The sequence below is a fragment of the [Clostridium] innocuum genome (genome assembly GCA_012317185.1).
Classification (GTDB): domain Bacteria; phylum Bacillota_I; class Bacilli_A; order Erysipelotrichales; family Erysipelotrichaceae; genus Clostridium_AQ; species Clostridium_AQ innocuum.
This window is the reverse complement of sequence record CP048838.1, coordinates 3,925,145-3,937,609: the sequence shown is the minus strand read 5'-3', so window position 1 is coordinate 3,937,609 and position 12,465 is coordinate 3,925,145. Positions and strand designations below refer to the sequence as shown.

General features: G+C 46.0%; 12 protein-coding genes. 2 read left to right on the top strand and 10 right to left on the bottom strand.

Translation table 11 applies throughout. From position 1 onward, the window contains the following. Window positions 1-26: 26 nt before the first annotated feature. The gene (locus G4D54_19255; protein ID QJA04411.1) at window positions 27-620 is read right to left on the bottom strand and encodes a TetR/AcrR family transcriptional regulator; all 594 of its coding nucleotides are present in this window, start codon (window positions 618-620) and stop codon (window positions 27-29) included. A 183-nt stretch (window positions 621-803) separates the two neighbouring features. Between G4D54_19255 and G4D54_19250 the strand changes: the two genes are divergently transcribed. Further along, the gene (locus tag G4D54_19250; GenBank protein ID QJA04410.1) at window positions 804-2,261 is read left to right on the top strand and encodes a hypothetical protein; all 1,458 of its coding nucleotides are present in this window, start codon (window positions 804-806) and stop codon (window positions 2,259-2,261) included. 425 nt (window positions 2,262-2,686) lie between these two features. Here the strand turns inward: G4D54_19250 and G4D54_19245 are convergent, their stop codons facing one another. The 9 genes from G4D54_19245 to G4D54_19205 form a co-directional block, all read right to left on the bottom strand. Then, complete coding sequence (locus G4D54_19245) at window positions 2,687-3,481, bottom strand: tryptophan synthase subunit alpha (protein QJA04409.1); 795 nt, start codon at window positions 3,479-3,481, stop codon at window positions 2,687-2,689. Beyond that, window positions 3,474-4,658, bottom strand: a complete 1,185-nt coding sequence (gene trpB / locus G4D54_19240; protein QJA04408.1) for a tryptophan synthase subunit beta — start codon at window positions 4,656-4,658, stop codon at window positions 3,474-3,476. The genes G4D54_19245 and trpB overlap by 8 nt, the downstream gene beginning before the upstream one ends. Before the next feature lie 91 nt (window positions 4,659-4,749). Continuing rightward, window positions 4,750-5,355 carry a phosphoribosylanthranilate isomerase gene (locus G4D54_19235; GenBank protein ID QJA04407.1) on the bottom strand — a complete coding sequence of 202 codons (606 nt, stop codon included), beginning with the start codon at window positions 5,353-5,355 and terminating at the stop codon, window positions 4,750-4,752. Beyond that, window positions 5,327-6,094, bottom strand: coding sequence for an indole-3-glycerol phosphate synthase TrpC (trpC, locus tag G4D54_19230; GenBank protein QJA04406.1), 768 nt, complete (start codon window positions 6,092-6,094; stop codon window positions 5,327-5,329). Before trpC ends, G4D54_19235 begins: the two co-directional genes overlap by 29 nt. Continuing rightward, window positions 6,091-7,110, bottom strand: a complete 1,020-nt coding sequence (gene trpD / locus G4D54_19225; protein QJA04405.1) for an anthranilate phosphoribosyltransferase — start codon at window positions 7,108-7,110, stop codon at window positions 6,091-6,093. The genes trpC and trpD overlap by 4 nt, the downstream gene beginning before the upstream one ends. Beyond that, complete coding sequence (locus G4D54_19220; GenBank protein ID QJA04404.1) at window positions 7,104-7,682, bottom strand: aminodeoxychorismate/anthranilate synthase component II; 579 nt, start codon at window positions 7,680-7,682, stop codon at window positions 7,104-7,106. Before G4D54_19220 ends, trpD begins: the two co-directional genes overlap by 7 nt. Next, window positions 7,679-9,127 (bottom strand): anthranilate synthase component I, encoded by a 1,449-nt coding sequence (locus G4D54_19215; protein QJA04403.1) that lies wholly within the window; start codon window positions 9,125-9,127, stop codon window positions 7,679-7,681. Before G4D54_19215 ends, G4D54_19220 begins: the two co-directional genes overlap by 4 nt. Window positions 9,128-10,064: 937 nt before the next feature. Beyond that, on the bottom strand, window positions 10,065-10,256 hold the full coding sequence (locus G4D54_19210; protein ID QJA04402.1) for a hypothetical protein: 192 nt from the start codon (window positions 10,254-10,256) through the stop codon (window positions 10,065-10,067). A gap of 69 nt (window positions 10,257-10,325) precedes the next feature. Further along, window positions 10,326-10,556, bottom strand: a complete 231-nt coding sequence (locus G4D54_19205; protein ID QJA04401.1) for a hypothetical protein — start codon at window positions 10,554-10,556, stop codon at window positions 10,326-10,328. A 294-nt stretch (window positions 10,557-10,850) separates the two neighbouring features. On the opposite strand from G4D54_19205, the gene G4D54_19200 reads away from it, so the two are divergent. Then, a complete protein-coding gene (locus tag G4D54_19200; protein QJA04400.1) occupies window positions 10,851-12,446 on the top strand; it encodes an amidohydrolase in 1,596 nt (531 codons plus the stop codon). Window positions 12,447-12,465 lie beyond the last annotated feature (19 nt).

Sequence of the window (12,465 nt, the reverse complement as noted above, 5' to 3'; positions counted from 1 at the left end):
CTTCCTCCTTATTATATGAACATGGTTTATTTTGTGCCGTGAGTAGTTGTTCCGTGCGTTACCTGAAGCAGCCGGCAGATAAGCTCCTTTGTAAAGGTACAGCTCCTTCTTTGGTGCGATAAATCATTCATCATATGCTCCATCAGAAAATCGATGAAGGCAGCCTTTGTGAAGGTAGCATTCCAGATATGCTCAGGGATATCGCAATCCTGCTGCAGGGCATAAAGGAAACCCTCGCGGATATGCTGCTGATAACGTTCCTCCATCAGCTTTCCACGCTCTTTTTCAGTATTGCGTAATATATCCAGCTGACCCAGCAGTACGGAAAAGAAATCCTCCATATGCTCTGCAAGCCGATGATATACAACCTCATAGAAATCCGCAAAGGGTAGTGTTTCACTGAGAATGCAGATATCCTTGTGAAAAATTCCTTTCCAGAAGCTTTCCACAATGGCAAGCAGCAGGTCGGACTTTGACGGGAAGTAGTTGTAAACAGCACCAACGGAAATATTCAGTTTTTTAGCAAGTACCCGGATACTGAGCTGATCAATGCCTTCTTGAAATACAATCTGTCTGGCAGTATCCAGAAGCTCCTCTTTTGAGGTAACAACCTTGTTCATAAACCACCTCCAACTTGAACACCGTTCATTATGAACTTCTCCGATACAGATGTCAAGCGATTTGAATCTTGAAAAATAAGCGGCGGTTATTCATAAAATGTATATGTTTTTTTAAACAATGTGATATTGTGTGATATAATAATTTACATGAATAGCTTTTTTGCTGTTTGAAAGGGGAATGAAATGGAATTGTTAAAAAAGTATGCAACAAGAAAATATCTGATGTATGGTAGTATTGCGGGAGGTATTCTGGCAGTAATTATGCTGATTATTTACCTCACAGCGGGACAGGGACTGGACAGCTTATCCGGATTATCAAGTGCATTGTCTTCCTTACGCAGTCTGTGTGTGCTGTATTACATCGATTTTGTCATCCTTGTAATACTGGTTGGAGGATATGCGTTTCGAATCGGTTATCTGAAGGATGCTTCATTTATGGGAAAGCTTTTGCTTGGCTGCAATGGTGCTGCATTGCTGATGGGGCTTTTCTGCTTTTCGGCAATACGGGCTGTACATGCTTTGGCAAGTGGTGATTTCACAGCCGCGATGGCGTATTCCGGCAGTATGGATAACAAGGGAATCATGCTCGTCATCATGGTGCTTGCACAAATTGCAGCAGCAGGAATCAGTATCTATATCCTGTTTGTGAAAAGGAATGAGCAGGTAGAAGCCGAGGAGGCAATGAAGGATTTAAGTGAGGGCGCAAAAGCTGCCGGAGAGGCTGTATCAAAGGCATCTGCAGCAGCCCAGGATCATGCTCTTAAGCTTTCTGAGAAATGCAAGGCATATTACAAGACGGAAAAAGGCAGACGGAATACAATCATAGGCGGTATTGCGGCGGCAGTCGTTATCGTTTGTATTGCTGGATTCAGTATTTATCAGAGTGTAAAGAAGACACCGATTGATTTGACCTCTGCTTGTACCGTTACCTTTGAAGGCGTATCCGGTGAAGGAACGGCGGATATCAATTGTAATCCGGATTATGATCATACAAACGAGGATATCCGTATGTTTATGAGCGATGTTACCTATAAGGTGGAAAAGGATGGCGAACTGAAAAACGGCGATGATGCAGTTTTGAAAGCTGAATACAGTCAGGCTACCGCAGACAGCTGTAAAGTAAAGGTGGAAAATCCAGAGAAGAAGGTAAAGGTAGAGGGATTGGAAATCGTATATAAAACCTTCGCAGAGATTCCAAAGGCAAGCTCTGATAAATTCGAGGCAGCGGCAAAAGCAGCATTGGAAGCCTATATAAAAGACAGAAGCACATCTTTTTTCTCTTCAACCAAGGTAACTGTTGAACATGTCGCGCTGATCGGTGTGTATTATGAATATCGTTCCTATGATCATACCGGTACAGCACATTATGTTTATCGCACAAAGGTTACAGAGGATAGTAAGTATTCCACAGAAAAGAATACAGATTATTACGATGTGAAGATCACCGGTATCAGCTCTGCAAAGGAAACGGATCTGTCTGAGGAATCTGATATGATAAATGTTGATTCAATTTACCTTTATGAGGATGAAAAGACGGATGCGATGGCACTTGAGAAATTCAAGCAGTATAAAACAAATCTGGAAACTATCAAGGAACAGGCAGAAAAAACGGTTTTTAAAGATGAAAGAAAAAGCAAATAACATGATGTAAAGGTTCTTTCTAACATTAGGGTGTATGCAAAAGGGAGATTTCAACTACTATTGACAAATACAATAATGTTGAATCTCCTGTTTTGAGTTTATCCATAATCGAGAAAGGAACTATGAAATTCATACTGTAAAAAATCCCTTATTCACAGGCAGTCGGATGAAACAAATCTATTGTTTGAAATAAGGGTTTTTTTTTATCCCAAGGCACAGAGAATACTGCCATAAAGCGAAAATAAACGATGCATTTTTGCTTCTGCATGTATTCTGTTAGTGCTTAGCTGAAAAATCATTACGACAGGGCAGAGAAGCCGCCGGTTTACGTGAGCTGAAGAAGGTGGCTGGTATAGGAGGTACATCTGTAGAAGTGGTGAAGCGTTCGTTGCAATCGGTACAAAAAAAGGACGCATTGTCCCTTTCTAGGCATGTGCCGCATCCGCAAGTGTTTTCACAAAGCTGCCGATCTCTTCCAGCGTGATTTCCTGCTTCGCCAGTCGCCCGATCTGCCGCACAATGGCACTGCCGACAATCACACCGTCCGCATAGGACTTCATCTCGGTAATCTGCTGTGGAGTGGAAATACCGAAGCCAAGTGCCTTTGGCGTATCGCTGTAAGCGGAAAGCTCGTTTAGAAATGCCTTCAAATCCGCCTGAAATTCCGTTCGCTCGCCGGTTACACCAAGGGATGTCACGCAATACAGAAAGCCTTCACTTTGTTCCGCAATGCTTTTCTTACGGACACTGGAAACAGGTGTTACCAGGGAAATCAGCTGTATATGATGTGCATCCGCAAGCGGCTTTAATTCCTCACGGTGCTCCATGGGAAGATCGGGAATGATCAGCGCATCAATACCGGCAGCTTCGCTTTCTCTGAGAAACCGGTTTGCCCCATATTTGAAGATTTGGTTGTAATACAGGAGGAAAACAAGAGGAATCTGGGAGAACTCGCGAATGTTCGACACCATACGCATAACAGTCTCTGTTGTGATATCATTCTGTAAGGCGCGAAGACTTGCCTCCTGAATGACAGGTCCCTCCGCAATCGGATCGGAAAAGGGGATTCCGATTTCAATGATATCACAGCCGTTTTGTTCCAGCTGCTTCACACATTCCATACATGTGGGAATATCCGGATCACCTGCTGTCAGAAAGCCGATGAAGGCCGTTTTTTGTTCCTGCTTCAATCTCTTGAATACTGCATCGATTCTATTCATGAATGTCCACCTCCAGATATTCCGCAATACTTTTTACATCCTTGTCACCACGTCCGGACAGGGTGACTGCGAGTATGCTGTCCTTTGACATGGTCGGGGCAAGCTTCATGGCATAGGCCAGCGCATGACTGCTTTCAATTGCCGGTATGATGCCCTCTGTTTTTGTCAGATACAGAAAAGCCGCAACCGCTTCATCATCTGTGACTGGCACATATTGCACACGCCCGCTTTGGGCAAGGTCGGCATGCTCCGGTCCGATTCCGGGATAATCCAGTCCTGCGGAAATGGAATACACCGGCATGATCTGACCGTCATCATCCTGTAGAAACAGTGATTTCATGCCATGCAGGACACCGACACTGCCGCGTGCAATGGTTGCGGCATGCTGTTCGGTATGGATCCCTTTTCCCGCCGCCTCACATCCGATCAGGGCAACATCCTCATCCTTCAGAAAATCATAAAAGGTACCGATAGCATTGCTGCCGCCGCCCACACAGGCGATGACCGCATCCGGCAGACGACCTTCCTTTTCCAGACACTGTTCCTTCATTTCCTCTGAAATGATTTTCTGAAAATCACGGACAATCATCGGATACGGATGAGGTCCGACAGCGGAGCCCAGAACATAAAAGGTATCATCACAGCGGGAAGCCCATGCACGCATGGCCTCATTGCAGGCATCCTTCAAGGTGCCAGTGCCGCTGGATACCCCGGTAACCGTTGCCCCCAGCAGCTCCATCTTGAATACATTCAGCGACTGTCTGCGCATGTCCTCAACCCCCATGAACACCTCACATTCCATACCGAAAAGAGCCGCCGCTGTTGCGGAGGCAACCCCATGCTGCCCGGCACCCGTCTCCGCAATGATTTTCGTTTTTCCCATTCGTTTTGCCAGCAATGCCTGCCCCAGCACATTATTGATCTTGTGCGCACCGGTATGATTCAGATCCTCCCGCTTCAAATATATCTTTGCACCGCCCAGTTCCTCGCTCATCTTCCTTGCATAATACAGCAGAGAAGGACGGTTCGCATATTCCCTTAAATAAAACTGAAGCTCCTGCTGGAAATCCGCATCATCCTTTACCTGCTCATAGGCATTCTCCAGCTCCTCCAGAGCAATCATGAGTGTTTCCGGCGCATATTGTCCGCCAAACGCTCCATACATTCCTTTTGTCATACTGCCTCCCATCTCCCGCTTTTTACGGGCATCTATCTTGTAAAATGCACGCCATTGCAGTATTCCTTTACAGTGCTTGGTCTGCTTCTGTTCAACCCTTCAGCTGCTTCATAAACGTGCGCACTTTTTCCTTATCCTTTTTGCCATTGGTCTCCAGTGCACTGGAGACATCAATGCCGTAAGGCTGCAATGCCAGAATTTCCTTTACGTTATCCCTGCAGATTCCACCGGCAATGATGAGTCTGGACACGTCCAGCTTCTGTAACAATTCCATAGCGATCCGCTTTCCGCTTCCTCCGCGCAGGCCCTGTACATAGCTGTCCACAAGCAGACGATCCGCATGCGGAAACGCTGCAGCATCCATATCCTTGATTTGACCGATACGCAGAGCCTTCCATATTTCACAATTGCAGCTTTTTTTCAGCTGCCGGATATCCGCATCGCTTTCATCTCCGTGCAGCTGAATAACATCCAGACCTGTCTGCTTGGCAATTTTAGCTATGACGGCAGGCTGTTCATTCACAAAAACACCGACAAGCCTGCTGTATCGGATGATATTTGAAAGCCTGCAGGCGGAGGCTGCGGATATCTGGTGCTTTCCGGGAGCGAATACAAAGCCGACATAGTCCGGCTTCACCTCATTCATCAGTGCCGCATCCTCTTCGCTTTTAATACCGCACAGCTTTACAACTGCCATACTTCAGCTCCTGCAGGTGGGTACGGATATCCGGACAGCGCATGAAGCTCTCTCCGATTAAAACAGCATCTGCACCTGCTTTTCTTACATACTCCATATCCTCATGGGTGAAAATTCCACTTTCGGAAACGATGCTGATATCCGCAGGAATTCTGGAAGCTAGACGCTTTGTTGTTTCCAGAGATACTGCAAAGGTATGCAGGTCGCGGTTATTGATACCGATGATTTCCGGCTGCAGCTGCAATGCCCGCTCCAGCTCCTTTTCATTGTGTACCTCCACGATACACTCCAGATCGAGAAAGCGTGCCAGCTGATAGAATTCACGCAGGGTTGCATCCTCCAGCATAGCCACAATCAGCAGCATCATGTTTGCGCCAATACGCTTTGTCTGCACAACCTCGCGGGCATCCATAATGAAATCCTTGCGCAGAATAGGAAGATCGCTCACGGAACGGGCAATTTCTATATTTTCCAAGCCGCCCTGAAAGAAATTGCGTTCTGTCAGTATGGAGATGGCATTGATACCTGCCTCATCATACGCATTCGCAAAGCGCGCAGCGCTGAAATCCTCTACAATGACACCCTTGCTGGGACTTGCTTTTTTTATTTCTCCGATAACGAATAATGAATCATACAGCTTCATCTGCTTGGCGATCTTACCCTGTTCTCTTGGAAGCATCCGCATCAGCTCCTCCTCCAGTGTAGTTTTTTTCTTTTCTATGATCGTATCCAGTATCATGCACCTACCTCCTGTGACAGCTGTTGAAACATCCTGAATTTCGCCAGCGCCTGTCCGCTGTCGATACTCTGCTCAGCCAGCCTGATTCCGTCTTCCATGGTGTCAGCACGTCCACTGATATACAGGGCAAGGCCGCTGTTCAGTAAAACGGCATCCCGTTTGGCACTGTGCTCTCCCTGTAAAATATCCATGAGAATTTTGGCGTTTTCCACACTGTCTCCGCCGACAAGCTCCTGCAGCTGACAGCGCTTTCTGCCGAATTGCTCCGGAGAAATCGTATACGTACAAATCTGATTGTCCTTTAACTCATGTACAAGGGTATCTCCGGTCATGGAAACCTCATCCATACCGCAGTTCCCATGCACAACCACTGCCTGTTTAACACCCATTTCCTGATAGACATGAATCATGACATCTGCCATTTCCTCATTGTAGGCACCGATGACATAGGTATCGGGATGTGCCGGATTCGTCAGGGGTCCGAGAATATTAAACATTGTCTTTAATCCAAGCTGTCTGCGGATCGGGCCGACATGCCGCATGCTTTCATGATAGGTCTGGGCAAACAGAAAGGTGATGCCGACCTTCTCCAGCAGATAGGCTGCTTCCTTTGGCGGAAGGGTGATGTTGACATGCAGTGCCTCCAGGGTATCCGCACTTCCGCTTTTACTCGATACGCCGCGGTTTCCATGCTTGGCAACTGCCAGTCCTGCACCGCACAATACAAAGGAGGAGGTGGTGGAAATATTAAAGGTATTCAGACAGTCACCACCGGTGCCTACGATATCGACAATACCTTTCACATCGGTTGGAAGCGGTGTCGCCTTGCTTACCATGACCCTGGACGCTGCTGCGATTTCCGCAGGACTTTCCTTTTTCATCTTCATTGCGATCAGAAATGCGCTGACCTGTTCACTGCTTGCTCTGCCATCCATAATGATATTCATGGCAGTTTTCATTTCCTCTGTTGTCAGATCATGGTGTTCACTGACCTTTTTAATATATTCCTTTAACATACATAGCTCCTCGCTTTCGTTATAAAATTCTCAATAATTCGCATACCGTCCGGTGTCAGAATCGATTCCGGATGAAACTGAATGCCGTATACAGGATAGCGGTGATGCTGAATCGCCATGATTTCCTTTGTGCTGCTTTCAGCAGTTACGATGAGCTCCTCACCCGGCTGTTCAACAACCAGAGAATGATAGCGGGCTGCCAAAAATGTGGTGGAAAGACCATCGAACAGCGCGCAGGGTGCTGTTTGCGTGATTGCATCGCACTCACCGTGCCGAATCACCCTTGCATAGGTGATTCTGGAAGAAAATACCTCAGCTATGGCCTGATGCCCCAGACAGATTCCCAGCATGGGAATATCCCTGTAACACTGCTGAATGATAGATTCCATATTTCCGGCAGCATGGGGATGACCTGCCCCCGGTGAAAACACGAGAGCAGTCGGCTTCAGCTTTTGCAGCATAGAGGCATCAACAGCATCATTTCGCAATACGATGACATCTTGCGCATATACGGCAACTGCCTGATAGAGATTGTAGGTAAAGGAATCATAGTTATCGATGATTACAATCATACCGTCACCTCACCGTGTACTGCACGAAGCATGGCTTTAGCTTTATGCAGCGTTTCCTCATATTCCTTTTCCGGTACGGAATCCTTTACGATTCCGGCTCCTGCCTGTAAATAGACCTTATGTTTATGAAAGACAAAGGTACGGATGGTGATACAGGCATCAAATTGTTTATTGTAGCCTAAGAAGCCGATAGCCCCACCGTAAATTTCCCGTTTTACCGGCTCCAGCTGTTCAATGATATTCATTGCACTGATTTTCGGCGCACCGGACAGAGTTCCTGCCGGTAGGACACTGGCGAGTGCGTCATAGATATCACAACTTTCCTTCAGCCGCCCGTGTACCTCGCTCGTCATATGCATGACATGGGAATAACGCTGCACCTGCTTCATATGCCGAACCTGAACACTGCCGATATCCGATACCCTGCCGATATCGTTCCGTCCTAAATCAATGAGCATGCTGTGCTCTGCATTCTCCTTGGGATCCTCCAGCAGGGATTGTGCTGCTTTCAGATCCTCCTGTTCATCAGCTCCTCTGGGACGGGTGCCGGCAATCGGCATCGTCATAATGGAACGTCCGCGACCCTTTAACAGCAGCTCCGGTGAAACACCGGCAATGACATATTCATCAAAATCAAGATAATACATATAGGGGCTTTTCCCCAGTGAACGAAGCTGAACATACGCATCCAATGGATCCTCTGTATACGAAGCCTCCATACGCTGACTCAGTACAACCTGAAAGATATCGCCTTCCTGTATGTGCTTCTGCGCCTGTTCCACGTTAGCCATGAATTGCTGCTTATTCATGGAGCTTGTGACGGTTCGCCTTGCAAGTGGCTTTCCACTATACGGCTTTCTGTGTGACAGGAAAGCCCGCAGCTCGTAAATACGTTGAACCGCTTTGTCATAGGCGTTGTCCAGACATCCGTTTTGTGTCTGCATATTCACAATGACATACAGTCGGTGCTGTTCATGATCAAGCACCAGCAGCTCTTCCACAAATGCAAACTGCATCAGGGGAAGCTTTAGAGAGGGAAGCCGGTTATCCTGAATGGCTTCAAATAAGCGAATCATATCATAATTGAAATGACCGATTGCTCCTCCTGTAAATACCGGCAGCTCCGGATAGATGGGAGCACATTCCTGCATTTCTTTCTTTAGGATGTCCAGTGGATTTCCATCCAGCTGTATTGTTTCATCGTATTGAATGAGAGCTGTAGTTCCACCTCTGCTTACCAGGCGTTTCCTACAGGGTAAAGCGATGATGGAATAGCGGCCATACGAGTTCAGAACACCGCTTTCCAGAAAAAATGAATAGGGTCCCCGCAGCGCTGCATACAGATCAAGCATATCGTCTGCTTCATAATCCAGTGCTGTGTAAACGGGAATTCGTGTATATGTGTCTGCGTAAATACGCACAGTTTGTAAATCGGGATAGATCATAGGGTTCCTCCTGTCCTCTGCATAGGCGGCTGTTAAAAGCTGCGCCATCGTCTGCTGTGACAGTAGAGAATTGCTTCTGTATTTTCCATTCTATTTTCCTTTCCTGCTACTGTATAAGAGTGAGAATAAAAATAAAAACCTCCGCCCTGTATCATAGGACGAAGGATCTTCGTTTAGCCACCTATACGTTTTGCGAAAAGACAAATGCAAAACACTCTTATACAAACACCAACATGTCTGCTTCCTCAGATAACGCGGGAATTGCGTCATCAGCTACTCATCACTTTTCGCCGATGCTTCTCTTCAGGGCCATTCACAAGATCTCTTCACGCTGAATTTCCACCGTCATCAGCTCTCTTTGGATCCGAGGGTTCTGTTACTCTTCCTGAATCAATCGAATGTATAGTCTTGATTATAAAGCTGATTTACATGATTTGTCAATAGATTTTCAAAACTATTTTCATTTTCTTTCAATATAAATGAAAATAATGCTGATAAAGAACATGTAACAAATGAATATTAAGTGCCGCGAACATCTGTTCTATTTATGCAGGCTTTATACCTTGATAAAAATAGCAGACACCAATTATTTTCTATATGCAACTGTCGAAAAACTGTTTTTATGAATTTGGGTTCTTTCTCGAATGTGGGTAAACTCAAAACAGGGAGACTTTAACTTCTATTGATAAATACAATAGTGGAAGTCTCTTGTTGCATACACCCTGAAGTAAGAAGGAACCTGAATTTGAAACAGTTTTATTGTGTACTTTATATGTATTATTTGTGAACAGCAAGCTGATTTTTCAGTTTCTGTAAGGTATCACAGGTGTATAATAAATTGGATACAAGATCGAGCTGTTCCATTGATAAAGAGCATAGCCATGTTGAGCAGTCTTGATGATATTTACTTTTCATTAGTCGATTTAACAGCAATCTTTCACCTCTTTTTTCTCTGTTCAACGCCTTGTTTAATTCCCTGTTCAACACCATCTTCAAAACTATCCAAAATAGCATTTTTTTCGCGCTGCTCCTGTATCTGCGTTGCCATCCCTATCGACCGGAGATCTTCTGCATCATGAAATTTTCTGTACGTTTCCACTTGGTGTCTTTTGGGTATAACCTTCTTCACCAGCCTTTCCTCTGTTTTTAATATACCATCTTCATCATTGTTTTTAAACAGGTACCCGAAGGGTAGAACCTAGCATAATTGTTCAAAGTCATTCAGCTTCCCGAATCCCTTGCGCTTAACAATTTCATTTATCTCCAGGAGATAAATGTAAATCCTCCTCATCAGGCTTCGCTTACTTTCCATCTCGCCTTCCTCATTTCTCATCTGATAGGCATCAATCCATTTTCTAGTGTACTCGGCATAGGAATTGAGAAAGATAATTTGATAAACAGGAAGATGAACGATAAATATAAAGTTCATATGCTTTCAGACTGTTTCCATATCGTGGAGGTTATCTGCATTTGTAGGGTATATGGAAACAATACGGATAGGAAAGGGAGGGGACGCATAAAGACCTGTTAACAGAGAAAGCTTTCTGTGGTTGGTGTTGCATGAAAAGGACTTGGTGGTGTTCCTGGTTAGGCAGGGCAGACTAAGAAAAAGCAGGCAGTGCTGTGAACCAAGGATAAATTGCATAGGGGAATCAATTACGCCGGCAAACCGGATTTCATGAAATCCATACCGTGTGGTACACTATAAGCAGGAGGTGTTTTTATGATACAGATCTTAAATGCACGTATACTCACTATGAAGGACAGACAAACAGCATCCTGTATGTGCATCGAACAGGGGAGCATTGTTTACATCGGTGATCACATACCGGAAGAATATAAAGCCGCAGATTGTGTGGATATGGGCGGCAGAGTCATCATCCCGGGAATCATAGATGCTCACAGCCATCTGGTATCCTGTGCGAATACATTCCGTCAGGCGGATGTAAGCAGTGCAAGAAGCTTTGCGGATATTCAGCACATACTTACTGATTTCATACAGCAGCATCATTTGAAGGAGCAGGACTGGGTGAGTGGTGTCGGCTATGATCATACGCTGCTTAAGGAGCGCCGGCATCCGGATGCCGATGTCCTAAAGGCTGTCGGCAGGCGGCCAATCGTGATTACTCATGCATCCTCCCATATGGGTGTTGCATCATATACAGCAATGCAGCTGGCCAATATCCCCCCTGATGCACCCGATCCGGATGGCGGCAGATATGGACGAAATACGGATGGTATGCTGAACGGCTATATGGAGGAAAATGCCTTTACATCATTTCTGCATCATGTGCCGATGCCATCCATGGAGGAGATGATGCGGCTGCTGGAGGATGCTTTGCAGCTATATGCCAGCTATGGAATTACCACCATACAGGACGGGATGATGAATGCGGCGGTATATGCCATATTGAAAGAGGCCGCAGCTCGTAATATATTGAAACAGGATGTGGTCGGCTATGTGGGAATCCGGGACAGTGAGGCACTGCGAAAGGAAAGCAAGCCAAAGGGAGTGCAGTATCATAAGCATTTTCGCATCGGTGGATATAAGATGTTTCTTGACGGCTCTCCACAGGGACGAACTGCATGGATGCAAACACCTTATCAGGGGGATGCCAACTATTACGGATATGGAACGATGAGTGATGAGGAAGTGGCTGCCTGTATTCGCAAAAGTCTGCTGGAGCATCAGCAGCTTCTCGCACACTGCAATGGTGATGCAGCAGCTGAGCAGTATCTGACACAGTTTGAAAAGGTTGTAAGAGAGCTGGATGCTAAGGATACCTTACGTCCTGTCATGATTCACGCACAGCTAGTGCAAAAGGAACAGCTGGAACGGATGAAGCCGCTGCAAATGATTCCTTCCTTCTTTGCGGCACATGTATGGCACTGGGGAGATGTGCATATTGAAAACTTCGGAGTACAGCGGGCTTCGCTGATTTCTCCATTGCGGGATGCGTTGCAGCTTGGACTTGTGTTCACCCTGCATACCGATACTCCCGTTATCGCACCGAATCTGATGGAATCCGTATGGTGTGCCGCTGTTCGCCGTACAAAAAACGGAGTGCTTCTCGGGGAAAAGGAACGTATTGATGTTTATGAGGCCCTGCGTGCGATCACGCAGTATGCGGCTTGGCAGTACCATGAGGAGGATCAAAAGGGAACGCTGGAAGCAGGTAAGCTGGCGGACTTTGCCGTCCTTGATCAAAATCCGCTGGAAATTCCGGTGGAGGAGATACGAAATATTCAGGTGCTGGAAACCTGGAAGGAGGGGACCTGTATTTATAAGCGGCAGGTGCAGGAATCGCAGAATATATAATTTTACATTTTCTTTCAAT

Bases quoted from the DNA above. Each gene is read 5' to 3' on its own strand.
- trpB (QJA04408.1), bottom strand. From the start codon at position 4,658: ATGACAAAAGGAATGTATGGAGCGTTTGGCGGACAATATGCGCCGGAA.
- trpC (QJA04406.1), bottom strand. From the start codon at position 6,094: ATGATACTGGATACGATCATAGAAAAGAAAAAAACTACACTGGAGGAG.
- G4D54_19250 (QJA04410.1), top strand. From the start codon at position 804: ATGGAATTGTTAAAAAAGTATGCAACAAGAAAATATCTGATGTATGGT.
- G4D54_19200 (QJA04400.1), top strand. From the start codon at position 10,851: ATGATACAGATCTTAAATGCACGTATACTCACTATGAAGGACAGACAA.
- trpD (QJA04405.1), bottom strand. From the start codon at position 7,110: ATGTTAAAGGAATATATTAAAAAGGTCAGTGAACACCATGATCTGACA.
- G4D54_19205 (QJA04401.1), bottom strand. From the start codon at position 10,556: ATGAACTTTATATTTATCGTTCATCTTCCTGTTTATCAAATTATCTTT.
- G4D54_19245 (QJA04409.1), bottom strand. From the start codon at position 3,481: ATGAATAGAATCGATGCAGTATTCAAGAGATTGAAGCAGGAACAAAAA.
- G4D54_19235 (QJA04407.1), bottom strand. From the start codon at position 5,355: ATGGCAGTTGTAAAGCTGTGCGGTATTAAAAGCGAAGAGGATGCGGCA.
- G4D54_19215 (QJA04403.1), bottom strand. From the start codon at position 9,127: ATGATCTATCCCGATTTACAAACTGTGCGTATTTACGCAGACACATAT.
- G4D54_19255 (QJA04411.1), bottom strand. From the start codon at position 620: ATGAACAAGGTTGTTACCTCAAAAGAGGAGCTTCTGGATACTGCCAGA.
- G4D54_19220 (QJA04404.1), bottom strand. From the start codon at position 7,682: ATGATTGTAATCATCGATAACTATGATTCCTTTACCTACAATCTCTAT.